The sequence below is a fragment of the Nesterenkonia marinintestina genome (genome assembly GCF_025420485.1).
Classification (GTDB): Bacteria; Actinomycetota; Actinomycetes; order Actinomycetales; family Micrococcaceae; genus Nesterenkonia; species Nesterenkonia marinintestina.
The window spans coordinates 322320-348864 of sequence record NZ_JAOEFD010000001.1 but is presented as its reverse complement, the minus strand read 5'-3'; the positions used below and the strand labels follow the sequence as shown (position 1 = coordinate 348864).

Sequence of the window (26545 nt, the reverse complement as noted above, 5' to 3'; positions counted from 1 at the left end):
CTCCTCGGACCGGGGACCGGACCGGGGTGCGGGATCGACCGACGCCCTCCACCGAACTCCCAGGTTCCGGTGAGACGCTCGGGGCCATGGAAGCAGGGACGAGGGCGACGTCGTCGCAGGTCAGCGGTGGAGGCCCCTCCGGGACGCACTCCGGCGCCGGGCGCGGAGTCGGAGCAGACTCGGAGACCGGAGAACACCGGCGCCTGATCCCCCTATGGGTGCGCGCCAGGCTCCTCGAGTTCGTCGGATGGCTGCTGCTCGTGATCGGGGCGGCGGCCCTGGTGCTGCCGGGCCCGGGGCTGCTGATGCTGGCCGCAGGACTGGCGCTCCTCGGCCTCCGCTACGCCTGGGCACGCCGGATGATGGAGCCGGTCAAGCTGAAGGCCATCCGTGGAGCCGTCCACGGAGTCCGGACCCCACCGCGTATCGCGCTCAGCGCGCTCGGAGGACTGGCACTCATCGCGTGGGGGATCACCTGGGGGCTGTGGCGAGACGTGCCCTCCTGGTGGCCGCTGGACGACGCCTGGTGGTTGCCCGGCGGTTGGACCACCGCCGTCACGCTGATGCTCTCAGGCCTGTTGGCCCTGGGCCTGCTCAGCTATTCCGTTCACCGCGTCCACGGTTCCCCGCGTCCCGGTCGCTGATCCGTCGTTCGGCGGTCTCCCGCTCGAGTCTGCGCTTCTCGTCGGCGGCGTAGGTGTCCACATACTCCTGACCGGAGAGCCGCATGATCTGATACATGATCTCGTCCGTCACCGCGCGCTGGGCGAATCGGTCCTCAGAGTTGTCGTAGTAGCCCTCGAAGGTCATCGGCTCGCCGAAGATCACGCCGACGCGGCGGATGTTCGGCACCTTCTTGCCGATGGGCTGCACCTTGTCGGTGCCGATCATGGCCACGGGGATCACCGGAACTCGGGTCCGCAGCGCCAGCCGGGCGACTCCGAGCTTGCCCCGATACAGCCGGCCGTCGGGGGAGCGGGTGCCTTCGGGGTAGATGCCGAGGACCTCGCCGTCGCGCAGCGCCTGCTCGCCGGCGTCGAGCGAGTCCTGGCTGGCCTTCCCCCCGGAGCGGTCCATGGGGATCTGGCCTGTGATGTCGAAGAAGGCCTTCTGCACCCATCCCGTCGGCCCCTGCTTGTCGAAGTAGTCCTTCTTCGCCAGGAAGCGCACCGGGCGGGGCACCTTCACCGGCAGGAACACGGAGTCGGAGAAGGAGAGGTGGTTCGACGCCAAGATCGCGCCGCCCTCCTGGGGCACGTTGCCGAGCCCTTTGACCCAGGGGCGGAAGGCTGTGTTGACCACGGGTCCGACGACGAAGGTCTTGGCGACGTAGTAGAACACGGCTGCGCGGATGTCCTTCCGGGAGGGCGGGGCAGATCCGGAGTCAACTCTACGCGCTCCGCCGCAGCTAGGGTGGGATCCATGGACCGCACCCGGGAAGCCCCGAGAGAGGAGTCGGACGGAGTTCTCGACCGCTCCGCGATCGGCGTCTGCGTGCTCCACGGCTTCACCTCCACGACCCAGTCCGTCGCCCCTCTCGCCGACGCGCTCGCCGCCGCCGGATACGGTGTGGACCTCCCGCTCCTGCCGGGCCACGGCACAGACTGGCGAGACCTGGCGGGCACCCCGCACCGACGCATCCTGCGCGCCGCGCTCGCCTCCTGGGACCGGACGGCGGCAAGGCACCGGGCCGTCGCAGTGGTCGGGCTGTCGATGGGCGGTGCACTGGCCCTGCATGTGGCCGCACGCCGCGACGTGCTGGCCGTCGTGGCGATCAATCCGGGGCTGAGGCTGAAGCCGGGGACCGCGGCGGCGGCGCGGCTGCTGCACCCCGTGGTCGCCAGCGTCGCAGGAGTCGCCGGGGACATCGCCCGGGAGGAGGTCGAGGAGGTCGCCTACCCCCGGACCCCGGTGCGCGGCGTGGTCGAGCTGGATCGCCTGGCACGCACGGTCCGCCGCGAGCTGCCGCTCATCACCTGTCCGATCCTGTTGGCCCGGTCGGCGAGCGACTCCGTGCTCCCCGCCTCCGCGGCCGATACCCTGGTGACCCGAGCCCGACGGGCACCGATGGAACAGCTGCTGCTGCCCCGTTCGCGCCACGTGGCCACGCTCGACCACGACGCCGAGCTGCTGGCCCGTCGCGCGGTCGGACACATCGATCGCGCTGCGCTCGATCGTGCCGCACGCGGTCACGACCCCCGCCCGAGACCCCGCCCGAGACCCCGACCGACCCGGAGCAGACCATGAGCCCACACCGCGACGACGACCCCAGCGCCCTGTTCGGTCGTGACGGTCGGCCGCGTCGGCGCCCGGGAGGCCCGTCGGGTGACTCCGCGGCGCGCGGGCCGCGCGACCACCGCGTCGACGACCACACCTCGGACGATCTCGACGACTTCCACCCTCCGAACCCGCGGAACCCCTTGGCCGGCGCCAGGCCGGGAGTGGTCCTGGGAGTGACGATGTTCGTCGGCTCTCTGGTCGTGCTCCTGCTGCTGATCTGGCTGCCGCTCACGCTTCCCGGGTTCGTCGGGCCGGGTCTCGTCGGCCTCGCCCTGGTCGGTCTCGTGGTGCTGTTCCTGCAGATGCCGCAGAACCGCACCGGCGGCGGTGACGGCGCGCAGGTGTGAGCACGGCGGTGCGCCGGCGTGACAACCGTACCTGCGAGTAATAGTGTGAGGAGAGCCACAGACAAGCCTGACGAGCCCGATCGACTAGGAGTCGCCGCGTGAAGGACACCGCCGCACCCAAGGCCACACGAGTGCCGGATGAGCTGAACATCACCGACCTCCTGGAGCGGCAGGTCGAATCCGATCCGCAGAATTCGCTCTTCAAGCGTCAGCTCACCGAGGGGGAGTGGACCGAGGTCAGCGCGGCGGAGTTCCACGAGGACGTCGTCGCCCTGGCGAAGGGCATGATCTCCCGAGGGATCGAACCCGGGGACCGTGTGGCCATCATGGCCCCGACCCGCTACGAGTGGACTCTGCTGGACTTCGCCGGATGGTACGCCGGCGCCGTCATCGTCCCCATCTATGAGACGTCCTCGCCGGCCCAGGTCGCCTGGATCATCGAGGACGCCGGCGTGAAGTTCATGGTCGTCGACTCCGGCGCCCACGAGAAGGTCGTGGACCGAGCGATCTCCCAGGAGAAGCTCACCGGAGTGGAACACATCCTGCGGCTGGACAACGAGGACCTGGACACCCTGCGCGCCGACGGCGGGTCCGTCTCGGACGCCGCCGTGGAGACCGCCAGGAGCCGTGCCGCCAAGAAGGATCTGGCGACCATCATCTACACCTCGGGGACGACCGGCCGCCCCAAGGGGTGCATGCTGACCCACGGGAACTTCGCCGAGCTCTCCCTGCAGTCCCTGCAGAACCTGAACGAGGTGGCGAACAAGGACGCCTCCACCGTGCTGTTCATCCCTCTGGCTCACGTCTTCGCGCGGTTCATCGCCGTGATGTCCGTGGCCGCCGGATCGACGGTCGGCCACACCTCCGACGTGAAGCGCCTGGTCGACGACCTCGGCACCTTCCGGCCGACCTTCCTCCTCGCGGTGCCCCGCGTGTTCGAGAAGATCTACAATGCCGCACTGCTCAAGGCCGAGGGCGACGGCAAGGGCGCCATCTTCCAGAAGGCCGCCGACACCGCCGTCGAGTGGTCAAAGGCCCAGCAGGCCGGCAACGTGCCCCTGGTCCTGAACCTGAAGCACAAGCTGTTCGCCAAGCTCGTCTACAGCAAGCTGCTCGACCGCATGGGGGGACAGGTCCAGCACGCGGTCTCCGGCGGCAGCCCCCTCGGTGCCAAGATGGGCCACTTCTTCCACGGCATCGGTGTGACGATCCTCGAGGGATACGGCCTGACCGAGACCACCGCGCCGGTCACCGTCAACACTCCGGAGAACCTGCGGATCGGGTCCGTCGGGCACCCGCTGCCGGGCAACGAGGTCCGCATCGCCGACGACGGCGAGATCTTCGCACGCGGTGTGTGCGTCTTCCCGGGCTACTGGAACCGGCCTGACCTGGAGACCGAGACCTTCGACTCCGACGGCTGGTTCCCCACCGGCGACATCGGCTCCCTCGACGACGACGGCTTCCTCACCATCACCGGGCGCAAGAAGGAGATCCTGGTGACCGCGGCCGGCAAGAACGTCTCACCGAACCAGCTCGAGGACCAGATCCGCTCCGACGCGATCGTAAGCCAGGTCGTCGTGGTCGGCGACAACCGCCCGTTCATCGCGGCGCTCATCACGCTTGATCCGGAGATCCTGCCCCAGTGGCTGGAGAAGCGGAACATCGACCCCGAGACCCCGATGGAGGAGCTGATCCGCCGGGAGGAGATCACCCAGCACATCCAGTCGGTGATCGACCGGGCCAACGAGTCGGTGTCGCGGGCCGAGTCCATCCGCGAGTTCCGTCTCATCGCCGAGGACTTCAGCATCGACTCGGGCCACCTCACCCCGTCCATGAAGATCCGGCGTCCCCAGGTGCTGGAGGACTACGCGGACGACATCGAAGCGATCTACTCCGACGACTCCTGAGCCGGAGGACGGCTCGGACCCCTCGGTCGCCTCCGATCCGCGCAGCGTGTGCGTCCATGATGTGGACGCACACGCTGCGCGGGTTGGGAGGCGGCACCCGTCAGTCGTACCCTGAGAGGCGTGACTGAGACGACAGAGACCCACATCGAGTCCCGGCTGACCGCCCCCGGCGAGATCCTCCACACCGGCGCCGCCGAGTATCCGGGCCTCGACGAGTGGCGTCGTCTGCCGATCAGTCAGCAGCCGGCCTGGCAGGACCACCCCGACTTCCAGAGCTCCGTCGACACCCTCTCGGCGAAGCCGCCCCTGGTCTTCGCCGGCGAGGTCGACCAGCTCACCCGCCGGCTGGCGTCGGTCGCCCACGGGGAGGCCTTCCTCCTGCAGGGAGGCGACTGCGCGGAGACCTTCCGCGGCGCCACCGCAGACAGGATCAGCGCCCGGGTGAAGACCATCCTCCAGATGGCCGTCGTCCTCACCTACGGGGCCTCGCTCCCTGTGGTGAAGATGGGTCGGATGGCGGGCCAGTTCGCCAAGCCCCGCTCCTCGGACATGGAGACCCGCGGAGAGGTGAGTCTGCCGAGCTTCCGCGGCGAGATCGTCAACGGCTTCGACTTCACCGAACAGGCTCGCATCCCGGACCCCAAGCGGATGGTCACCGCCTACGACACCTCCTCCGCCACGCTGAACCTCGTGCGCGCCTTCACCGAGGGCGGCTTCGCCGACCTGAGGGCGGTGCAGCAGTGGAACAAGGGTTTCACCTCGAATCCTGCGCATGCGAAGTACGAGTCCACGGCGGCCGAGATCGACCGTGCCGTGCGCTTCATGGAAGCCTGCGGAGCCGACTTCGAGAAGCTCCGCCGCACCGAGTTCTACTCCGCCCACGAAGCGCTCCTGCTCGACTACGAGCGCGCGCTCACCCGCATCGACTCGAGGACCGGCAAGCCGTACGTGACTTCGGGGCACTTCGTCTGGATCGGGGAGCGCACCCGGGACCTGGACGGAGCCCACGTGGACTACCTCTCCCGGGTGCAGAACCCCCTGGGAGTGAAGCTCGGCCCGAAGACGACCGCATCGGACGTCGAAGAGCTGGTCGAGCGTCTCGACCCGCACCGTGTGCCGGGTCGGCTCACGTTCATCTCACGGATGGGTGCCGGCGCCGTTCGGGAGGCTCTGCCCCCGCTGATCGAGGCCGCCCGCGACGCTGACTCGCAGGTCGTGTGGGTCACCGACCCCATGCACGGCAACACGATCACGGCGAAGAACGGGTACAAGACCCGACACTTCGACGACGTCATGGACGAGGTGCGCGGCTTCTTCGAGGTCCACCGCACCCTGGGGAGCTACCCAGGCGGCCTCCACGTGGAGATGACCGGCGACGACGTCGCCGAATGTCTGGGCGGTTCGGACGTGGTCGACGAGACCGCGTTCGACGACCGGTACGAGTCGCTGTGCGACCCGAGGCTGAACCACAAGCAGTCCCTGGAGATGGCCTACCTCGTGGCTGAGGCGCTCGCCCACCCCTGATCCGTCGGAGGGTCGACCGCGCCGGAGTCCGGTGAGGCTCCGCCGAGGCTGGGGATGATCTCCGTGCTCAGGCCCAGGTACCAGAAGAACAGGACGATCAGTGCGGTGCCGATCATGATCAGAGCCGCTGTGACCCAGGTCCGCCGCGTGCTGGGGCCGGCCAACCGGACCTCGGCGCGCTGACGCGCCCGCTCCGGATCGTCGGCGCTGCGACGGAACCGGGGCAGACTCAGACCCTCCGTCGGCGGGTCCTGCTCTCGGTCATAGCGGACCTCGCCCACTGCGGAGAACTCGCCGGTCTCCTCGACCTCGCGTGGGGCATCAGCGGAGGGGGCGGCGGCCGGTATGGCCATGGTCCGGTCCGGCGCGTCGGCGCCGCGGGCGTCGAGCGCTTCGGTCTCTGCCGCCCAGGTGTCCTCGTAGGTGTCCCCGTTCGTGTCCTCGTACGCCTCCTCATGCGCGCCCCGGTGCGTGTCCTCGTGGCGGAACGCCTCGGTGGGGACCTCCGCGACCAGTTGGCGGTCCTCCTCGTCCAGGGTGGCGCCCGAGCGTGCATGCTCGATGGCCGCGTCGACGTCGTCGTCCCACCCTTCGGCCTCGGTGCGGGTGGGGAAGTCCTCGCCCGGGTGGTAGGCGCGGGTGGCGTCGGGGTCGGTGTGGGCCTCCCCGTGGGCACCGTCCGCGGCGGCCTTCTGACCGGCCGCCCCGGAGTCCGTCGCCCCGCTGAAGTCGAGCTGCGACTCGCTGAGCCCTCGGCGGACCTCGGTGAGGAGTCGGCGCAGCGCGTCGGCGTCCTTGGGACGCTGGTCGACCTCGCGGCGCGTCGCCGCGGCGACGAGCTCGTCCAGTCCTTCGGCGAGCCCCGGCACCGTCTGCGACGGCGCGGGAACCGTCGAGTTCACGTGCTGGAAAGCCACCCGCACCGGAGAGTCACCGGTGAACGGCTGCACACCGGTGAGCATCTCGTAGAGGAGGATGCCCACGGCGTACACGTCCGCCCGCTCGTCTGCGCCCTCGCCGGAGAGCAGCTCGGGGGAGATGTAGGCCACTGTGCCCATCAGGGTGGAGGTGCCCGAATTGTGGGTCGCGGCGCGGGCGAGTCCGAAGTCCGCCAGCTTGATCCGGCCGTCGGTGGAGACCAGCACGTTCTCAGGCTTGATGTCTCGGTGCACCAGCCCGGCCCGATGGGCCGCCCCGAGTCCCTGGAGGATCGCATCGGCGTAGGTCAGCGCCAGCCGCGGAGTCATGGCGCCGCGCTTGAGCAGCGTCCGCAGGGTCGCGCCGGGCACGTGCTCCATCACCAGGTAGGCGGTCTCCCGGGTCTGTCCCTGGTCGAGCACCTGGACGACATGGGGGTGGGAGAGGAGCGCGGAGTTCCTGGCCTCCTGCTCGAACCGTTCGACGACCTTGCGGTCCTCCGCCATATGGGGGAAGAGGACCTTCATCGCCACGCTGCGGCCCAATCGGTGATCCTCAGCCAGGTACACGGTGGACATGCCTCCACGCGCGACCCGGCTGGTCACGGTGTACCGGCCGTCGACGGTCGACCCGATCCACGGGTCGGCTGATTCCCTGCTCACGTCACCCACACTAGCGAAGTCCGGCACCTGAGCTCCGAGGCACGACCGAGCAGGCGGTCACCGGACCCGGCGCACCAGTCGGTCGGCCACGGTCCGGTAGTCCTCCACGACGTCTGAGGCGACGCCGAGCCCGACGACGTCGTCGAGTCGGCGGTCGCTCTCGGCGACCAGCGCATCGATGCTCCGCTCCACCTCGTCGACGGCCCCGGATTCCTGCAGGATGCGGCGGGCCCGAGCCACGTCCTCCTCGTCGAGCCGCGGATCGCCGAGCATCGACTCCAGTTCCTCGGCCTGTCCTCGGGGTGCGCGGAAGAGTCCGTAGGCCACCAGCTCGGTGCGTTTGCCCTCGCGGAGGTCGTCGCCGACGGGCTTGCCCGTGCTGGCCGGATCGCCGAAGACGCCGAGCAGATCGTCGCGCAGCTGGAAGGCTTCCCCCAAGGGCAGGGCGCTGCGGGCCCAGGCCCGGCGCAGGGGCTCCTCGGCCCCGGCAAGCGCGGCACCGAGCACCACTGGGTGCTCGGTCGAGTACTTCGCCGCCTTGTGCCGCAGGACGGTGCGGGCGGCGGCGACCGCGTCCTCCTCGGTCGTCCGGGCCGGGGCGATCTCGGCCCGCACGTCGAGGTACTGGCCGGTGATGACCTGGGTGTGCATCGTGCGGAACACGGCGCGGGCGGCCGAGGAGTCGGTGCCGGTGCTCTCCGCGGCGCGGTCGAAGGCTTCGCCCGCCCAGGACAGGGCGAGGTCGCCGGCCAGGATCGCCGACGAGGTGCCGAAATGCTCGGCGTCGCCGGAGAATCCCGACTCGCGGTGCCGGGCGGCCATGCTCCGATGGAAGCTGGGGTGTCCGCGGCGGTGATCCGAGCGGTCGACGACGTCGTCGTGGATGAGCGCGGCCGCCTGGAACAGCTCGAGGGCCGTGCCCGAGTGCATGACGGCCGGGTGCCCCGGATCCTCGGCGGCCGACCGCCACCCGATCCACGCCAGCACCGGACGCAGCCGTTTGCCGCCCTCCAGCATGTCCCCCAGCTGGTCCACCAGCGGCACCGCGTCCGGGGAGATGTCTCCGACCTCGGAGCGCCGATCGGACAGGAAGCCTCGACAGGCATCTTCGACGGCGACGATGAACTCTTCGATCTCCATTGCCCCTCCTCGACGGTCGGTCCGGGACGGTCGACGCCGGCTGTCGGCCCCGGCCCCGAGGGCGCTCTCCACCCTATCCGGGCGGTCGTCCCGGTGCGGCGTATGTCATCGGCGGTCGATAGCCTGAGGCCATGGAGTCCCATGACGAGAAACCGGGGGGACGACGCCGCACCGCCTCTCCGGTGATCGCTCATGCGGACATGGACGCGTACTTCGTCGAGGTCGAGCTGTTGGAGCGCCCTCAGCTGAGGGGTCGTCGCCTGATCGTGGCCCACGATTCGCCCCGCTCCGTGGTGCTCTCCGCCTCGTATCCGGCACGAGCCGACGGGGTCCGGTCGGGCATGCCGCTGGTCCGCGCCCGGCGGCTGAGTCCCGGCGCGATGATCCTCGAACCCCACCCGCCGCGGTACCGGGAGCTCTCGGCGCGCATCATGGCCCACTTCGGCACGCTCACGGATCGTGTGGAGCAGCTCAGCGTCGACGAGGCGTTCCTCGACCTCACCGGGGCGGTGCGTCGGCTCGGGCCCCCGGACCGCATCGGCGAGCAGATCCGACGGGAGATCCGAGACGAGTTCGGCCTGCCGTGCACCGTGGGGATCGCCGATCGGAAGTTCGTCGCCAAGATCGCCTCGACGAGGGCGAAGCCCGACGGTCTGATGCTCGTGCCGCCGGCACGACGCCTCCCGTTCCTCCACGCCCTCCCGGTCGAGGCGCTGTGGGGTGTGGGCGGGACGACGGCTGATGCGCTCCACGGCCGCGGGATCCGTACCGTGGCCCAGCTCGCCGAGACGCCCCGGGATGTGCTGCGAGCTCGGTTCGGGCGGGTGGGGGAGCACCTCCACGACCTCGCATGGGGCATCGACGACCGCGAGGTGGAGCCCGAGCGTGAGGAGAAGAGCATCGGCGCGGAGGAGACCTTCGCGGTCGATCTGACCTCCACCGAGGCGCTGCGGGCCGAGCTGCTGCGCCTCAGCCACAGGATCGCCGCCAGGCTGCGGGCCGCCGACCTCTCCGCGGCGGGGGTCAGCCTCAAGCTGCGCTACCGCGACTTCCAGACGCTGACCCGTTCCTCGGGACTGTCCCACCCGACCCGATCCGCGCCGGTGCTGCATCGGGCGGCCACGCGCCTGCTCGACCGCCTCGGCGACCGCCCGCAGCCCGTGCGGCTGATCGGTCTCCGTGCGGAGAGGCTGAGCCGCGGCGACGGCGGGGTCCAGCTGAGCTTCGACGGGTCGGAGTCGCGCTGGACCGATGCCGAGGCCGCTGTGGACACGGTGGCCCGCCGATTCCCGGAGGTGCGCCTCGGTCCCGCCTCCCTGATCCGACGCGACGATGACGACTCCGAGGCGCAGGACGAGTCGTCGCGCTGACCTGGGATTCCTCGGTTCGACCGGACTTCTGCCGGTATCCCGGCCGAGCTGGTGGACCATGCGGGGGAGGGGCTAGACTAGTGACCCGGGCTGTACCCACCGGCAGGCCGGCGGCGTCGGTCCCGTACCCTGCGGCCGAGACCGACCGGACAGATACGTCAAGGAGCCACGTCATGGCACTCTCTGAGCACGAACAGCGGATGCTCAAGCAGATGGAGGAGCAGCTGCAGTCGGAGGACCCCGGCTTCGCCACCTCCATGCAGGAGTCGCCTGCCGTCGGACGCCTCAACGTGCGCAGCCTCGTGATCGGCCTGCTCGTCGCCGTGGTGGGACTGGGCGTCCTCATCCTCGGCATCAGCAGCCAGCTCATCGTCGTCGGGGTCGGCGGCTTCCTGGTGATGGGAGCCGGCGTCTACTTCGCGACGGCCGGAAGCACCTCGGCTCGACCCTCCGGAGGATCCTCGGGCGACGGCCGCGGTCCCGGCGGCGGTGGGGGCGGCCCCCGCGGCGGAACGGACTCCACCGGCCCCGGCTCCTTCATGAGCGGTCTGGAGCAGCGCTGGGAGGAGCGCCGCCGCCAGGACTGATCCGACCGATTCGGACGCCGCACCGCTGCGGAGCCGGATCCGGACGACGGCGGGCCCCACGGATGACCGTGGGGCCCGCCGTCGTCTGTGCCGACCCGTGCGGCCCGGTGCCGCGGAGCCGGACATCGCCGAGGCCTCTCCACGGGGTCCTCCACTTCCCACCACGGGCCCCTCCACTTTCCACCACGGGTGACTCCACCTCTCCCCGCAGCGGCCCGTCAGACGGGCAGGGGACTCCCAGAGAGGGTCGGAATCGGCCTGCCGACCCGGTCGGACCGACAGGTCGGGGCATGCTCCCCCACTTTCCTCCACCCATGAGAACCCCAGGTCAGACGGGTCCTCGGGCTTCCTGTCCGCGTCACAGGCCGAAGATATGGTGAGAAGTGGCTTGTATGTGGGGGAAAGTGGAGTAAAGTGGAGGATGTCAGAGGGCAGGGGACCTTCCGGAGGTGATCCCACTTCGAACATGTGAGGCGGTGGCGCGTTGTTCCTCGGCACGTACACCCCACGCATGGACGAGAAGGGACGCCTCATCCTTCCCGCGAAGTACCGTGATGAGCTGGCCGACGGCCTGGTCCTCACGCGCGGGCAGGAGCGATGCGTCTACGTGTTCAGTGCGGCGGAGTTCCAGAACGTCCACCAGCAGCTTCGGCAGGCGCCGCTGGCCTCTCGACAGGCACGTGACTACATCCGCATGTTCCTCTCCGGAGCCTCCGATGAGACGCCGGACAAGCAGGGCAGGATCACCATCCCGCCCAGCCTGCGGGAGTATGCGGGGCTGGACCGCGACGTCGCGGTGATCGGGGCGGGCGACCGCGCCGAGATCTGGGACGCCGCATCCTGGGAGGCCTACATGGAGGCCAAGGAGGCCGAGTTCTCGTCCACCGACGAGATCGCGGTCCCGGGGCTCCTCTGATCGGGCGATCCCTCGGGCGGGTTCTCCGTCCGCCCGGGCGCCACCTGACTTCACTTCCCCGATGTCAGGCGGCGTCCGGAGCGGGCCGGGAACCGGTCTGAGGGCCTCACGCCCCGCCGTCCGACGTCTGCCGATCAGCCGCCCCGACCACTCCGCACCACTGAGCGACCGCAGCGAGCGAGGAGGACCCATGGTCGAGGGGAACCGGGATGAGCAGAACCCGGCCGAGCAGAACCCGGCTGAGAAGCACGTGCCGGTGATGCTCCGGCGCTGCGTCGAGCTCCTGACCCCCGGCATCGAGGCCGTCGCCGACCAGGGCCGGACTCCGGTCGTCGTCGATGCCACCCTCGGCATGGGCGGGCACACCGAAGCGATCCTGGAATCCGACGACGACGTCGTCGTCGTGGGACTCGACCGGGACCCGGAGGCCCTGCGGCTCGCCGCTCGACGCCTGTCCGGGTACGCCGACCGTCTGCATCCGGTCCGGACCGTGTTCGACCACCTCGGTGAGGTCCTGGACCGGCAGCTCGAGGAGATCGCCCGCACCGGGGGCCGGCCCGTCGGCCTCGCCGGGGTCCTGTTCGACCTCGGGGTCTCCTCGCTGCAGCTCGACGAGGCCGACCGCGGGTTCGCCTACTCCTACGACGCTCCGCTGGACATGCGCATGGACGGCTCCGCCGATTCGGAGGACGAGACGGCCGCCGAGCTGCTCGCACGCGCCGACGAGGCGGAGCTGCGGCGCATCCTGACCGAGTACGGGGAGGAGAGGTTCGCCCGGCGCATCGCCTCACGGATCGTCGCCGCACGCGCCGACGGGCCGCTGACCGGAACGGCGGAGCTCGCCGCCCTGGTCGACTCGGCGGTGCCGGCCTCGAAGAAGCGCACCGGCGGCCACCCCGCCAAGCGCACCTTCCAAGCGCTGCGGATCGCCGTCAACCGAGAGCTCGAGGTGCTGGCGGCAGCGATCCCCGAGGCGATGGACCGCATCGACCTCGGCGGACGGCTGGTCGTGCTGAGCTACCACTCACTCGAGGACCGGATCGTCAAGCGGGCGGTGACCGCACGCACCACGTCCTCGGCGCCGGCAGGTCTTCCCGTGGAGCTCGAGGAGCACCGCCCCACCTATCGGGCCGTGACGCGGGGCGCCGAGACTCCGGATCCTCAGGAAAGCGGGAGCAATCCGCGCGCCTCATCCGCAAAGCTGCGAGCGGCTGAGAGGATCAGAGACGATCGCACAGGGCGGCGACGGACCACATCGGACACCGGGGCGCAGCGCCCCGACGGAACGGTCGGACGGAGGAGGTCGGTATGAGCACACCTGCAGCGGCGATGCCGCAGCCGCAGAGCACCCCACGCGCCGCCGCCGTCCGTCGCCCGACGCTGCGAGCGCTGCCCAAGCTCCACCGCCGTCACCGGGGTCTGACGATCGGCATCGTCGGACTGCTCCTGGCCGCGCTGGTCATGGTGCTCACCGTCAACATCCACGTCTCGAACACCCAGTACCGCGTGGTCGAGCTGCAGGCCGAACGCCAGCTGCTGGTCCAGCAGAACCAGGCCCTGAGCCAGCAGAACCAGTACCTCGAGTCCCCCCAGGCCCTCTCCGGCAGCGCGGTGGACCTGGGCATGGTCATGCCGGGGCAGGCCGGTGCCCTCGACCTCGAGTCCGGGGCCGTCGCCGGGGAGGCCGAGGCCGCCGATTCGGCAGACCGCCCGTCCAGCTTCGTCCAGAACCCTCTGCAGCCGGGGTCGGAGGGCGTGGACACCCTGGACGTCTCCGCCGCCGCGGCGGAGGCACCCTCGGGTCTCCTCGGAGCCGGTGCGTTGGAGCTGCTCGCGCAGCCGACTCCCGGTGAGGCCGAGTCCTCCGACGCGGCCGAAGAGTCGGGCGCGGCACAGCCCTCCTCGGAATACGATGGAGGCACGATCCCGGCTCCGAGCTGGGACTGACCGCCGCCGCGGCGGCGAGCCGCGGACCCTGCCCAGGACCACGAGGACCCGACCAGCCATGACCCCCGCCTCCGGCCACCGAGGCCAGCACGGCGCCATGATGTCGCAGCGGATGCGCATCGGGCTGGCGGTGCTGGTCCTGCTGCTCGCCGTCCTCGGGATCCGACTCGTCTTCGTCCAGGGGCTGGACCCCTCCGGCCACGCCCAGGCCGCGGTCTCCGAACGGCTGCGGACCGTGCCGATCCCCGCCGAACGCGGAGACATCATCGACTCCCAGGGCCGCACCATGGCCACCAACGTCGAACGCTACGACCTCGTCGTCGACCAGCGCGTCGTCGACGACTTCCGCGACCGGGACGAGGTCTCGGGCCTGCAGACCACCGTGACCCTGGACAGCGCCCTGGCCGACCTCGGAGAGGCCCTCGACGAGGATCCGCAGGACCTCGAGGAGGCGCTGGTCGGAGACAGCCCCTACTCGGTCGTCAAGCGCGGCATCACTCCGGAGGAGCGGCGTCAGGCGATGGAGATCGGTATCCCCGGACTCTACGCCGAACCGCTGAGCCAGCGGACCTACCCCTCCGGTTCGGTGGGCGGTTCGATCCTCGGCTTCGTCGGCGCCGACGGCCAGCCGCTCGACGGTCTGGAGCTCTCGCAGCAGGACGCCCTGGCCGGGGCCGACGGTGAGCGCACCTATGAGATCGCCGCCGACGGGGTGCGCATCCCCACCGCCACCTTCGAGGAGACTCCCGCCCAGGACGGGCAGGACCTCCGACTCACCCTGGACCAGGACCTCCAGTGGTTCGCCCAGGAGGCCGTGGCCGAGAAGGCCAACCAGTACAACGCGCAGTGGGGCAACGTGACCGTGCTGGACGCGGAGACCGGCGACATCCTGGCCATGGCCGACTCACAGACGGTGGATCCCGCCGACCCGGGGGAGACCGACGAGCTCTTCCGGCGTCCGCTGGCCGTCACGCAGGACTTCGAACCGGGGTCGACCGGAAAGGCCATCACCTTCGCCGCCGCCCTGGAGGAGGGCGCGGTGACCCCGACGGACGCATTCACCGTCCCCAACCGCTATGACTTCGACGGACAGGTCGTCAACGACGCCGTCCGCCATCCGACGTATGAGATGACCGCGGCGGGCATCTTCGCCCGGTCCTACAACACCGGCACCGTGATGGTCGGCAACGAGGTCGACGAACAGGTCCGCTACGACTACATGCGTGCCACCGGTCTCGGTGAGGACATCGACATCGGGATGCCCTCTGAGGCGACGTCGCTGCTGCGGCCGCCGGAGGAGTGGGACGCCCGCCAGCCCTACAGCACGCAGTTCGGCCAGGGATACACCTCCTCGGTGCTCCACAGCATCAGCATGTTCCAGGCCATGGTCAACGGCGGCGTGCACCAGGACCTCCAGCTGATCGACGCCTACGTCGACCCCGACGGCCGGGAGCACCCCGTGGACCGTGCCGAGGGGGAACGCGTGTTCAGCGAGGAGACCTCCGAGGAGATGCTGCGGCTCTTCGAGGGCGTGGTGACCGAGGGCACCGGCGACGGAGCACAGGTCCCGGGCTATCGGGTCGGCGGCAAGACCGGGATCGCCCAGGCGGCCGGCGAAGGCGGCGGCTTCGACGGCCACACCATCTCCTTCATCGGAGCGGCTCCGCTGGACGACCCCCAGTACCTGGTGTCGGTGAGCATCCACCGTCCCCAGGGACACTGGCAGTCCTGGCAGGTGACCGACACCTTCTCCGACGTCATGGGGCACGTGCTGAGCACCTACCAGGTCCCTCCCGAAGGCGACGAGGACGAGGCCTACGAGATCCAGCTGGACGACTAGTCTTGACCCCGGACCCGGCGACGCCGCCGTCGCGCCCTACCATCGACTGAGAGATCGAGAAGCCCATGACCGAGACCGACGTCCGGCTCACCGTCGCGGAACAGGACAGCGTGTTCCGCCCGTCCGCCGTCGCCGGCGGCGCCCTGGAGGACCTGGCAGCTGTGCTCCAGAGCGCCGGATACGACCCCATCGTGACTCCCGTGGGCAGAGAGAGCCTGCAGACCCGGCTGACCGGGGCGGCTATGAACCCGCAGGCGGTGGGCGAGGGCGATCTGTTCGTGGCCGTCAGCGGCGCGCGGTTCCACGGGGCCGACTTCGCCGCCGCGGCCGTGGAGGCCGGCGCGGCCGCCGTGCTCACGGATGCGGACGGGCTGGCCCGGGTGCGCGACGTCGTCGGATATCGGGTCCCGGTGATCGAGGTCGCCGGAGTGCGTGAGGCCGCCGGGCCCGCGGCCGCCTTCGTCTACGGCAACACCTCGGAGTCCGGACCCGCGCTGTTCGGGGTGACCGGAACCAACGGCAAGACCACCACCACCTACTTCCTGCGGTCCCTGCTCGACGAGGTGATGCGACACCGAGGGCTCACCACCGGGCTCATCGGCACCATCGAGATCCGCGCGGGTCGGGACACGATCCCCTCCCAGCTCACCACTCCCGAGGCCGTCCAGCTGCACTCGCTGATGGCGCTGTTCCGCGAGCGCGGGGTGGGATCCGCGGCGATGGAGGTCTCCTCGCACGCGATCACCTACCGACGGACGGCCGGGCTGCACTACGACGTCGCCGGCTTCACCAATCTGACCCAGGACCACCTGGACCTGCACGGCTCCATGGAGGAGTACTTCGCGGCCAAGGCCGAGCTGTTCACCCGCCGCCGGACCCGCACCTCGGTCATCACCGTGGACGACACCTGGGGCCACCGGATGGCCCTGGCCGCCACCGGTCGCGTGGTCACGCTGGCCACCACCGGCCAGCCGACCGAGGTGGACTGGGAGGTCACCGACGTCGTCGCCGACGGGCTGGGCCACGCCTTCACCCTCCACCACCGGCACAGCGGCGAGCGGATCCGCACGCGGACCGGTCTGCCCGGCATGTTCAACGTCTCCAACGCGGCCCTGGCCGCGGTGATGGTGCTGGAGTCCGACGCCCTGCAGGACGAGCGCGACGACGTCGTGGCCGCCCTCCGGGAGGCCGAGCCGTTCACCATCAGCGTCCCCGGACGTATGCAGGTCGTCGGCACCGCGCCGGCGGCGATCGTGGACTTCGCCCACAACCCCGACGCCATGATCCGCACCCTCGAGGCGGCCGGCCAGACCCGGGGCCGGGGGCGGATCATCCTGGTGGTCGGTGCGGCAGGAGACCGGGACCGATCCAAGCGGCCCACCATGGGCGCGATCGCCGTGCGCATGGCAGACCACGTGATCGTCAGCGACGACGACCCCCACAGCGAGGACCCGGCTCAGATCCGTGCCGAGGTCATGCAGGGTGCCCGTGAGGCCGTCGAGTCGGGGCGCCTGACCACCCGGCTCGAAGAGGTCGCCCCCCGGGCGGCGGCCATCGACCGTGCCGTCGAGGTCGCCGGTGCCGAGGACACCATCATCCTGGCCGGACGCGGACACGAGGTGCACCAGGACTTCGACGGCGCCCACCACGCCATCGACGACCGGGTGGAGCTGCGCCGCGCCCTGCAGGCACGCGGCTTCGACGTCCTCGCCGCCGAGGAGGGGGAGCGATGATCCCCCTGACGGCAGCCGAGGTCGCCGCGCTCACCGAGGGCGCCCTGCGCGGAGTGGACGATCCCGAGGAGCTGGTCGTCACCTCCGCAGACACCGACTCCAGGGCGATGACCGAGGGATCTCTGTTCGTCGCCAAGCCGGGGGAGACCACCGACGGCCACCGCTTCATCGACTCCGCGCTCGCCGCGGGCGCCCGCCTCGTCCTGGCCGAACGGGAGACCGACGACCCCGACGGCGGTCCGCACCCGGCGGTCCTGGTCGACGACGTCGTCCTGGCCATGGGTCGGCTTGCCGCCGGGATCGTCGACCGGATCCGGGCGCATTCGCCCACCACCGTCATCGGAATCACCGGATCGGCCGGAAAGACGACCACCAAGGACCTGCTGCGGGCGGTGCTGGAGGCCGAAGGCCCCACGGTCGCGCCGCAGGGGTCCTACAACGGCGAGGTCGGCGTGCCCCTGACCGTATTCACCGCCGCGCTGGAGACTCGCTTCCTCGTGGTGGAGATGGGCGCCGACGGTCCCGGGAACATCCGGTACCTCTCGGAGATGGTCTGTCCCGACGTCGGCGCCGTGCTGATGGTCGGATCGGCCCACGCCGGCAAGTTCGGCGGCACCGACCGGATCGCGGCGGTCAAGCAGGAGCTCGTCGAGGCCGTCCCCGCCCAGGGTCGGGTCATCCTCAACGCCGACGACGCCCAGGTCCGAGCCATGGCCGAGGTCGCGGTCGCCCCGATCACCTGGCTGAGCGTCGACGGCGAGGGCCTCGGCGGCCCGACGGACGACGTCGTCGCCGCCCGAGGGGTCACCCTCGACGAGGCCGGCCGCGCGGGATTCGACCTGCATCTGGGCACGGCGCCGGCGCGGCGGCTGACCTCCGGACTCACCGGTGCCCACCATGTGACCAACGTGCTGGCCGCCGCGGCCGCCGCCCGCGCCGTCGGCGTCGCAGCGGAGGACGTCGCCGCCCGGCTCGACGGACGCGGCCCCTCCAGCCGCTGGCGGATGGAGCGCACCGAGCGGGCCGACGGGGTCACCGTCATCAACGACGCCTACAACGCGAACCCCGAATCCATGCGCGAGGCGCTGCGCACGCTGGCCACGATCGCTCGGGCCGGGCGACGCCGCTCGGTGGCGGTGCTCGGCGCCATGCTGGAGCTCGGGGACGAGTCGATCATGCGGCACACCCAGCTGGGGGAGACCGTGGTCCGTCTGAACATCGCGCAGACGCTCGTGGTCGGCGACGAGGCCTACCCCCTGTACCGCGGCGCCGTGGCGGAGGGCAGCTGGGGGACAGAGGTCCTGTGGGTCGCCACCGCCGACGAGGCGGAGCAGCGGCTGCGAGAGATCCTGGAGCCCGGCGACGTCGTGTTGTTCAAGTCCTCGAACAGCGCAGGACTTAGACTTCTGGGTGACCGCATCGCCGCCGACACCTCTTCCGGCGGACACGGTGAGGACGACAGCCCCGCAGGGGACGACCATGAGGGGAAGGCAGGTGCCGCGTGGTAGGTGTGGTGATCGGGTCCGGTCTGGGGCTGATCCTGACCTTGGTGGGCACCCCGCTGTTCATCCGGCTGCTGGTCAGGCGCGGCTACGGCCAGTTCATCCGCGACGACGGACCCACGACCCACCACGTCAAGCGCGGTACGCCCACGATGGGCGGCGCCGTCTTCGTCATGGCCACCGTCATCGCGTACTTCGCCACCCACCTGTTCCTCGCGCTCACCCGGGACGGCGCCACCGGACCGACGGCCTCGGGTCTGCTGCTGCTGTTCCTGATGGTGGGCATGGCCGCCGTCGGATTCGCCGACGACTTCTCCAAGATCTCCAAGAAGCAGTCGCTGGGTCTGACCCCATGGATGAAGATCCTGGGCCAGGGCATCGTCGGTGTGCTGTTCGCGGTGCTCGCTCTGGTCATCCCGAACGCCGACGGCCAGACCCCGGCCTCCACCGCGGTGTCGTTCGTCCGCGAGACCGCCCTGGACTTCGCCTTCTTCGGGCCCGTGATCGGCGCGATCCTCTTCGTCGTGTGGGCCAACGTCATCGCCACCGCCGCGACGAACGCGGTCAATCTGACGGACGGTCTCGACGGCCTCGCCACCGGGGCCTCAGCCATGGTCACCGCCGCCTACACCCTCATCGCCGCGTGGCAGTGGAACCAGAACTGCTCGCTGGAGACGTCGATCCCCGAGGTCTGCTACGGAGTGCGGGACCCGCTGGACATGGCGGTCCTGGCCGGCATCATCACCGGCGCACTCATCGGATTCCTCTGGTGGAACACGTCCCCGGCGAAGATCTTCATGGGTGACACCGGGTCCCTCGGCCTCGGCGGAGCCCTGGCCGCCTTCGCCATCCTGACGCACACCGAGCTGCTCTTCATCATCCTCGGCGGCCTCTTCGTGCTCATCACCGTCTCGGTCATCATCCAGGTCGGCTTCTTCAAGCTCTCCGGCGGTCGGCGCGTCTTCCTCATGGCTCCGCTGCAGCACCACTTCGAGCTCAAGGGCTGGGCGGAGGTCACCGTGGTCGTCCGCTTCTGGATCATCGGTGCCCTGGCCGTCGGCCTCGGCCTCGCGCTCTTCTACGGCGAATGGGTGATCCTGCAGTGACCGGACCGGTCCGCACACCCTCCGTCCGTCCCGACCTGCGCGGCTGGGACGCCCCCTGGGCCGGCCTGCGCGTCGCGGTCACCGGGCTGGGCCTCTCCGGCTTCGCGGCCGCCGACACGCTCGCCGAACTGGGGGCGAAGGTCGTCGTGGTCGACGCCGGCACCTCCCAGGAGCGTCACCGTGACGCCGAGACGCTGCGCATCGTGGGCGTGCACGAGGTCCGTCTGGGCGCCGAGCACACCGAGTCGGTGCCCGACGTCGACGGAGAGGCGCCCGAGATCATCGTCACCTCGCCCGGTTGGCGTCCCGACTCCCCGCTGATGTGCGACGCGGCCGCACGGGACGTTCCGGTGTGGTCCGAGGTGGAGCTCGCCTGGCGGCTCGGGGCGCGACCGGGCGCACGGCGGCCGGACTGGCTCACGATCACCGGCACCAACGGGAAGTCCACCACGGTGCGCATGCTGGAGGCCATGCTGCTGGCCGACGGACGCCGGGCGATCGCCTGCGGCAACGTCGGGGTCCCCGTGCTCGACGCGATCCGCGACCCGGAGGGGTACGACCTCCTGGCGGTGGAGCTCTCCAGCTTCCAGCTCCACTACACCGAGCTGCTGGACCCTCTGGCCTCGGCCGTGCTCAACATCACTCGCGACCACGTGGACTGGCACGGCGGCATGGACGCCTACACCGCCGCCAAGGCTCGGATCTTCGAGAACACGCGTGCGGCCTGCGTGTACAACGTGGACGAGCCGATCACCGAGCAGATGGTCGCCGACGCCGATGTGCAGGAGGGCTGCCGAGCGATCGGCTTCACCCTGGGGATGCCGAGCGTCTCTATGCTCGGTCTGGCCGAGGACGTCCTGGTGGACCGGGCGTTCCTCGCCGAACGGCGCAGCCGCGCACTGGAGCTCGGGGAGCTGGCCGACTTCGGTCCGATCGCGCCCCGTCACGTGGTGGCCAACACCCTGGCCGCCGCCGCACTGGCCCGGGCGGCCGACGTCGACCCTTCGGCGATCCGCGAAGCGATCCGCGGGTTCTCCGCCGCCGACCACACCATCCAGCCCGTGGCCAAGTCCGACGACGTCCTGTGGGTCAACGACTCAAAGGCCACGAACCCCCACGCCGCGGAGGCCTCGCTCCGCAGCTTCTCCGACGTGGTGTGGATCGCCGGCGGGCTGCCCAAGGGCGTCGAGTACGACGACCTCGTGGCCCGGGTCGCGCCCCGGCTGCGGCATGTGGTCCTGATCGGCACAGACTCCTCCCAGCTGCGCGCCAGCCTGGCGCGACACGCGCCCGACGTCCCTGTGGTGGGTGCGGCCGTGCGGGAGGATGAGGCACTGCGACAGCCCGATGCGGCGGACACCGGCGTCCTGAACGGACCAGACGGGCCGGCGGCCATGCGGGCCGCCGTGGCCGAAGCGGCCCGGGTCGTACGGCCCCACCAGACGGTGCTCATGGCCCCTGCCGCCGCTTCGATGGACCAGTTCGGCTCCTACCGGGCGCGCGGCGAGGCCTTCGTCGCAGCGGTCGCCGAGCTGATGGAGCAGCCCTAGACTTGACCCACCGACGAGACGACGAGGAGGCCGGTCACCACGATGCGCACGCCGCGCCTGCCATCCTCCCCCTCCGATGAGGGGTCGCGCTCCGGAGAGGGACCGCGCTCCGGCGATGAGGTCGCCGCAGCGGAGCCCCGCCCCCATCTGAGGGCCGTCGAGGACGCCCGGGACGTCGAGGACCCTGCCGAAGGGGCCGAGCCTGCGCCCGGTCAGGACGCCGCGGGGGCCTCCGCGGTCCGACGCCCCACGGGCGGCCGCGTCCACGACGCGGTGGGCCGATTCTGGTCCTTCGTCGAGGACGGCCGGCCGCATACGACCTTCTGGATGCTGTTCGGCTCCTCGTTCGCCCTGACGGTCATCGGAGCAGTGATGGTGCTGTCCTCCTCGGCCATCGAGACCGTGGGGAGCACCACCACCGCATACGGGCTCTTCCTCCGCCAGGCCATGTGGGCCGTGGTCGGATTCGCCGGGATCTTCGCGGTCGTCCTGATGCCCCAGCGACTGCTGCAGCGGATCGCCTGGCCCCTGCTGATCGTCACGGTCCTGGGGCTGGCACTCGTGCTCAGTCCGCTGGGCCACGAGGTCAACGGCAACCGGAACTGGCTGCGGATGGGACCGATCAACGTCCAGCCCGCGGAGTTCGCGAAGCTCGCCCTCATCGTCTGGGCGGGATCCGTGCTGGCCCGCAAGGGACGCCTGGTCGGCCAGCTGCAGCATGCGGTGATCCCGGTGATCTTCCCCGGCGCCGCCAGCATCCTCCTGTTCATCATGATCGGCCGCGACCTCGGCACCGCCCTGATCTTCGGCGTCATCGTCGCCACGGTCCTCTTCGTCGCCGGGACGAAGGTGCGCTACTTCGTGGTCGCTGCCTCCCTCGGCGTCCTGGGCGCCGTCATCGGAGTGATCACCTCGCCCAACCGGCTCGCGCGGGTGAGCGCCTGGTTGGACATCGGCGACGCCTGCGAGGGGTCGGGCGACCTCTGCTACCAGGCCCAGCACGGCCTCTATGCGCTGGCCTCCGGAGGATGGTGGGGCGTCGGCCTCGGGCAGTCCCGCCAGAAGTGGAACTACATCCCCGAAGCGGAGAACGACTTCATCTTCACCATCCTCGGCGAAGAGCTGGGGCTGCTCGGCGCCCTGACCGTCGTCGTGCTGTACGGCGTCCTGGCGATCGGCATGTTCCGCGTCGCCGCCCGGGCCGACAGCCGCTTCGTGAAGATCACCACCTTGGGCATCATGTCCTGGGTCATCGGGCAGACCTTCATCAACCTCGGTATGGTCACCGGCCTGCTGCCGGTGATCGGGGTGCCCCTGCCGTTCATCTCCTACGGCGGATCCTCCCTGACATCCACGCTGCTGGCCGTGGGCGTGGTGATGAGCTTCGCCCATCGTCAGCGCCGCTCGGCGCCGCCGGCGGATCCCGAGCCCGAAGGGACGGGCGAGCCCGCCTCACCGCCGACCGACTCCGTCACGGCGGAGGAGCCCGTGTCCACGACGAGCATGAGAAGGACCACCACATCATGAGTGCCTCGAAGAAGACCCCCGCCGTCCGTGCAGTCCTGGCCGGCGGCGGCACCGCCGGCCACGTCAGCCCGATGATCGCGGTGGCCCGCGCCCTCGAGAGGATCTCGCCGGACTCCCGGATCACGATGATCGGCACCGAGGTCGGCCTCGAGACCCGGCTGGTGCCGGAGGCCGGGTTCGAGCTGGAGACGATCGAGAAGGTGCCCATGCCTCGGCGTCCCACGAAGGACGCGCTGCGCTTCCCCGGTCGGTTCCGCGGGGCGATCGCCGACGCCGCCGAGGTCCTGCGACGGCACGAGGCCGACGTCGTGCTCGGCGTCGGAGGATACGTCTGCACTCCGGTCTACCTGGCCGCGAAGCGTCTGGGCGTCCCCGTGCTCGTCCACGAGGCCAACACGCGTCCCGGACTCGCCAACAGGATCGGAAACCGAGGTGCGGTCTTCACCGGGGTCGCCTTCGAGGGCACTCCGCTGAAGCACTCCCAGTGGGTCGGGATGCCGATGTCGCGGGACATCTCGCAGCTCGACCGTCGCCGCGACCGGGCTCAGGCCCGCGAGGACCTGGGTCTGGACCCCGACCGCACGACCCTGGTGGTGACCGGAGGGTCATCCGGCGCACTGTCGCTGAACCGGGCGCTCGCCTCCTCGCTCGACGACGTCCTGGAGTCCGGGGCCCAGGTCCTGCACCTCTCCGGTCGGGGGAAGGCCCTCGAGGAGTCCCCGGGCACCCTGCTGACCCGGGAGGGCTACCACCAGCTCGAGTACCTCGACGGCATGCACCGGGCCTATGCCGCCGCCGACCTGCTGATCGCCCGCGCCGGAGCCGCGACCGTCTGCGAGGTGGCCGCGGTCTCGCTGCCCACCGTGTTCGTCCCGCTCCCGGTGGGCAACGGGGAGCAGGAGCTCAACGCCCGGGACCTCGTGGACGCCGGCGGCGCCCTGCTGGTCAAGGACGAACACCTCAGCCGTGACTGGATCCGACGCAATGTGATCCCGCTGCTCGAGGACCCCGCCCTGCTGGCGGACATGCAGCGGCAGGCCGGCGAACGTGGGATCACCGACGCCGACGAGCGGATGGCCCGCGAGATGATCCGCGCCGTCTCCTCCGAGACCTTAGGGAGCACATCGTGACCGATGCCGCACCGAGCGACCGTCTGGCCCGGATCGGCCGGGTCCACTTCCTCGGCCTCGCCGGAGTCGGCGTCTCCGCGGTGGCCAGGGTCATGCAGGCGCAGGGGGTGCCGATCTCCGGCACCGACGCCAAGGACCTGCCGGTGCTCGACGAGTTCCGCACCTCGGGGGTCCCGGTGCGCGTCGGCTACCGGAGGGAGAACATCACCTCGGTCGAGCAGGAGGCCGGGGCGCGGATCGATACGGTCATCGCCTCCTCCGTGGCCCAGGCCGGAAATCCGGAGTACGACGAGGCCGTGCGCCGGGGCGTGCGGGTGCTGCACCGCTCCGAAGGGCTGGCCGCGGTCATGGACGCCCGGCGCGGCGTCGCTGTGGCGGGGACGCACGGCAAGACGACGACCTCATCCATGACGGCCACGCTGCTCGACGCCGCGGGGCTGCGCCCCGGCTTCGCGGTCGGCGCCTCCGTCGCAGGTCTGGGGACCAACGCATCGGCCGGTGAGGGGGAGTGGTTCGTCGCAGAGGCCGACGAGTCCGACGGCTCGCTGCTGAACTACCGTCCGGAGATCGCCGTCATCACCAATGTGGAGGCCGACCACCTCGATCACCACGGCACGCCCGAGGCCGTGCACCGGGTGTTCGTGGACTTCACGGCGCGGATCCTCGACGGCGGCACGCTGATCCTCTGTCTCGACGACGAGGGGGCCCGGGAGCTCCTCGCCGACGTCGCCGACGATCTGGCCGCCCGGAGCGTCGAGGTGATGACCTACGGACGATCACCGGAGGCCGCCCTCCGGCTCACCGACGACCCCGAGCCCGGCCGTCGGATCCCCGACGGCGCGGCGCAGACGTTCGGCATCGAGGAGGACGGTCGGTCGGTGCGCGCCTCCCTGAGCGTCCCCGGCGGACATAACGCCCTCAACGCCCTCGCCTCCGTGGCGGTGGGACGCCGGACCGGACTCAGCCTGGAGGACTCCGCCGTCACGGTCGGCGCCTTCCGGGGAGTGGCGCGGCGCTTCGACCTGCAGGGCGAAGCGGCCGGAGTGCGCGTCTACGACGACTACGCGCACCACCCCACCGAGGTCGCGGCCCTCCTCACGGCGGCACGCGAAGCGGTGGATCCCGGATCCCGGGTCCACGTGATCTTCCAGCCCCACCTGTTCTCGCGCACTCAGGAGTTCGCCGCCGAGTTCTCGGCCGCCCTGCGGACGGCCGACACCGTCGCGGTGCTCGAGATCTATCCCGCCCGGGAGCGGCCCGTCGAAGGGGTCACCGCCGCCCTCATCGCCGATCCCCTCTTCGCCGGCGACAGGCCTCCGCGCGGAGGCCTGCAGGGCCGCGAGGAGGCGGTGCGCACCGTAGTCGGTGCGGCCGCACCCGGGGACCTGGTGCTCACCGTCGGCGCCGGCGACGTCACCGCACTGGGCCCTCGGCTCGTGGAGGCGCTCTCCGCGGAGGGGAGCCGGTGAAGCGTCCCCGCATTCCGCAGAGCCGGGACCGGCGCCGGGACGCCGAGGACGACTCGTCGGACACCGGTGACGGCGCCGGTTCGGATGATGGTGCCGACGTCGTCGTCCTCCGCGATGAGCGCACCGCCCGCTCCGAGGGAGCAGCCGGCTCGACCGCCCCGAGGTCCGAGGGCGGGCCCACACGCGCGCCCGGAGAGCGGAGGGAGCAGGGGGCCGAGGGAACGCCGCAGGTCGACGACGTCGACGCCGACGTCGACGCCGACGCTGAGGATGCTGAGGACGCCGAGGAAGAGACCCTGGCGTTCCCGGAGCCGAAGGTCGTCGGCGTGCGACGCCGCCGGCGCCGCGGGCTCTGGCTGCTCGGCGGCGGCCTGCTGGCCCTGCTGCTCACCGTGGTGGTGCTGACGGTCTCGCCGCTGCTGACGATCCGCGCCGTCGAGGTCCAGGGCAACGATCTGCTCACCGACGACCGTGCTCAGGAGCTACTCGAACCCGTGGTGGGGCGCCCCCTGCCGCAGGTCGGCAACCGACACGTCGAGGATCTGCTGGCCGAGGAGCCGGTGATCGACCAGGTCGTCGTCCAGGGTCGGCTGCCGGACGAGCTGCTGGTCGAGGTCGTCGAGCATCCGCCGGTGGCCGAAGTGCGCAGCGACGACGAGATCCGCTTCTACAACGAGGACGGCCAGGTCATCCGCACCTTCGACGCCGAGGACGAGGAGCAGGTCGCCCAGGCGGAGGAGCACCACACCCCGGTCATCGGTGAGCAGTCCGCCCTGCAGGACCGTGCGGTCTTCCGTGCGGTCGCCTCCGTGCTCGGAGAGCTTCCCCCGTCGGCCCGGGAGGCCATGGATTCGGCCTCCGCATCCTCCGTGGACTCGGTGGAGCTGGAGCTCACCGACGGACGGACGGTGCTCTGGGGCAGCAGCGAACGCGGTCGCGAGAAGGCGGCGGTGCTCGAGGCGCTGCTCGACTCCGAGGACCCGGCCTTCGCCGAAGCCGACACCGTCGACATCTCCACGCCGGACGCGCCGGTGACGCGGTGACCGTGTTCGGCGGGGTGCCGTCCTCAGCCGTGCTGCTCGGGGTAGGC

General features: G+C 70.8%; 22 protein-coding genes. 19 read left to right on the top strand and 3 right to left on the bottom strand.

Annotated elements, in window-relative coordinates; genetic code table 11:
- Window positions 1–86: 86 nt before the first annotated feature.
- On the top strand, window positions 87–644 hold the full coding sequence (locus tag N7E59_RS01500; protein ID WP_261623130.1) for a PGPGW domain-containing protein: 558 nt from the start codon (window positions 87–89) through the stop codon (window positions 642–644).
- On the opposite strand, the gene N7E59_RS01495 is transcribed toward N7E59_RS01500, so the two are convergent.
- Window positions 595–1341: a lysophospholipid acyltransferase family protein gene (locus tag N7E59_RS01495; protein ID WP_261623129.1), complete on the bottom strand. Its 747-nt coding sequence runs from the start codon at window positions 1339–1341 to the stop codon at window positions 595–597. The genes N7E59_RS01500 and N7E59_RS01495 overlap by 50 nt on opposite strands.
- A gap of 81 nt (window positions 1342–1422) precedes the next feature.
- On the opposite strand from N7E59_RS01495, the gene N7E59_RS01490 reads away from it, so the two are divergent.
- The 4 genes from N7E59_RS01490 to N7E59_RS01475 all read left to right on the top strand — a co-directional run bounded on the left by N7E59_RS01490 (window position 1423) and on the right by N7E59_RS01475 (window position 6058).
- Complete coding sequence (locus N7E59_RS01490) at window positions 1423–2247, top strand: alpha/beta hydrolase (RefSeq protein WP_261623128.1); 825 nt, start codon at window positions 1423–1425, stop codon at window positions 2245–2247.
- On the top strand, window positions 2244–2627 hold the full coding sequence (locus N7E59_RS01485) for a hypothetical protein (RefSeq protein ID WP_261623127.1): 384 nt from the start codon (window positions 2244–2246) through the stop codon (window positions 2625–2627). Before N7E59_RS01490 ends, N7E59_RS01485 begins: the two co-directional genes overlap by 4 nt.
- A 98-nt stretch (window positions 2628–2725) precedes the next feature.
- The gene (locus N7E59_RS01480; protein WP_261623126.1) at window positions 2726–4534 is read left to right on the top strand and encodes an AMP-dependent synthetase/ligase; all 1809 of its coding nucleotides are present in this window, start codon (window positions 2726–2728) and stop codon (window positions 4532–4534) included.
- Between the two features lie 156 nt (window positions 4535–4690).
- Window positions 4691–6058: a class II 3-deoxy-7-phosphoheptulonate synthase gene (locus tag N7E59_RS01475; RefSeq protein WP_261623285.1), complete on the top strand. Its 1368-nt coding sequence runs from the start codon at window positions 4691–4693 to the stop codon at window positions 6056–6058.
- On the opposite strand, the gene N7E59_RS01470 is transcribed toward N7E59_RS01475, so the two are convergent.
- Entirely contained in the window at window positions 6025–7638 is a 1614-nt protein-coding gene (locus N7E59_RS01470; RefSeq protein ID WP_261623125.1) for a protein kinase domain-containing protein, read from the bottom strand. The two genes, N7E59_RS01475 and N7E59_RS01470, sit on opposite strands and share 34 nt — an antisense overlap.
- Before the next feature lie 57 nt (window positions 7639–7695).
- Window positions 7696–8778 (bottom strand): polyprenyl synthetase family protein, encoded by a 1083-nt coding sequence (locus N7E59_RS01465; protein ID WP_261623124.1) that lies wholly within the window; start codon window positions 8776–8778, stop codon window positions 7696–7698.
- 131 nt (window positions 8779–8909) lie between these two features.
- On the opposite strand from N7E59_RS01465, the gene dinB reads away from it, so the two are divergent.
- The 14 genes from dinB (at window position 8910) to N7E59_RS01395 (ending at window position 26498) form a co-directional block, all read left to right on the top strand.
- Entirely contained in the window at window positions 8910–10148 is a 1239-nt protein-coding gene (gene dinB / locus N7E59_RS01460) for a DNA polymerase IV (protein ID WP_261623123.1), read from the top strand.
- A gap of 173 nt (window positions 10149–10321) precedes the next feature.
- Entirely contained in the window at window positions 10322–10735 is a 414-nt protein-coding gene (locus N7E59_RS01455; protein ID WP_261623122.1) for a DUF3040 domain-containing protein, read from the top strand.
- A 484-nt stretch (window positions 10736–11219) separates the two neighbouring features.
- A complete protein-coding gene (gene mraZ, locus N7E59_RS01450) occupies window positions 11220–11651 on the top strand; it encodes a division/cell wall cluster transcriptional repressor MraZ (protein WP_261623121.1) in 432 nt (143 codons plus the stop codon).
- A 190-nt stretch (window positions 11652–11841) separates the two neighbouring features.
- Window positions 11842–12963 (top strand): 16S rRNA (cytosine(1402)-N(4))-methyltransferase RsmH, encoded by a 1122-nt coding sequence (gene rsmH, locus N7E59_RS01445; protein ID WP_261623120.1) that lies wholly within the window; start codon window positions 11842–11844, stop codon window positions 12961–12963.
- Window positions 12960–13598, top strand: coding sequence for a septum formation initiator family protein (locus N7E59_RS01440; protein ID WP_261623119.1), 639 nt, complete (start codon window positions 12960–12962; stop codon window positions 13596–13598). Before rsmH ends, N7E59_RS01440 begins: the two co-directional genes overlap by 4 nt.
- 58 nt (window positions 13599–13656) lie before the next feature.
- Window positions 13657–15438, top strand: a complete 1782-nt coding sequence (locus N7E59_RS01435; protein WP_261623118.1) for a peptidoglycan D,D-transpeptidase FtsI family protein — start codon at window positions 13657–13659, stop codon at window positions 15436–15438.
- 65 nt (window positions 15439–15503) lie between these two features.
- Window positions 15504–17171, top strand: coding sequence for a UDP-N-acetylmuramoyl-L-alanyl-D-glutamate--2,6-diaminopimelate ligase (locus N7E59_RS01430; RefSeq protein ID WP_261623117.1), 1668 nt, complete (start codon window positions 15504–15506; stop codon window positions 17169–17171).
- Window positions 17168–18679, top strand: coding sequence for a UDP-N-acetylmuramoyl-tripeptide--D-alanyl-D-alanine ligase (locus N7E59_RS01425; RefSeq protein WP_261623116.1), 1512 nt, complete (start codon window positions 17168–17170; stop codon window positions 18677–18679). Before N7E59_RS01430 ends, N7E59_RS01425 begins: the two co-directional genes overlap by 4 nt.
- A complete protein-coding gene (gene mraY / locus N7E59_RS01420; RefSeq protein WP_261623115.1) occupies window positions 18673–19779 on the top strand; it encodes a phospho-N-acetylmuramoyl-pentapeptide-transferase in 1107 nt (368 codons plus the stop codon). The genes N7E59_RS01425 and mraY overlap by 7 nt, the downstream gene beginning before the upstream one ends.
- Window positions 19761–21329 carry a UDP-N-acetylmuramoyl-L-alanine--D-glutamate ligase gene (gene murD / locus N7E59_RS01415; RefSeq protein ID WP_261623114.1) on the top strand — a complete coding sequence of 523 codons (1569 nt, stop codon included), beginning with the start codon at window positions 19761–19763 and terminating at the stop codon, window positions 21327–21329. Before mraY ends, murD begins: the two co-directional genes overlap by 19 nt.
- A 42-nt stretch (window positions 21330–21371) precedes the next feature.
- Window positions 21372–22856, top strand: coding sequence for a putative lipid II flippase FtsW (gene ftsW / locus N7E59_RS01410; protein WP_261623113.1), 1485 nt, complete (start codon window positions 21372–21374; stop codon window positions 22854–22856).
- Window positions 22853–23986, top strand: coding sequence for a UDP-N-acetylglucosamine--N-acetylmuramyl-(pentapeptide) pyrophosphoryl-undecaprenol N-acetylglucosamine transferase (locus tag N7E59_RS01405; RefSeq protein ID WP_261623112.1), 1134 nt, complete (start codon window positions 22853–22855; stop codon window positions 23984–23986). Before ftsW ends, N7E59_RS01405 begins: the two co-directional genes overlap by 4 nt.
- Entirely contained in the window at window positions 23983–25455 is a 1473-nt protein-coding gene (gene murC, locus N7E59_RS01400) for a UDP-N-acetylmuramate--L-alanine ligase (protein WP_261623111.1), read from the top strand. The genes N7E59_RS01405 and murC overlap by 4 nt, the downstream gene beginning before the upstream one ends.
- Window positions 25452–26498, top strand: coding sequence for a cell division protein FtsQ/DivIB (locus N7E59_RS01395; RefSeq protein ID WP_261623110.1), 1047 nt, complete (start codon window positions 25452–25454; stop codon window positions 26496–26498). Before murC ends, N7E59_RS01395 begins: the two co-directional genes overlap by 4 nt.
- Window positions 26499–26545: the final 47 nt, after the last annotated feature.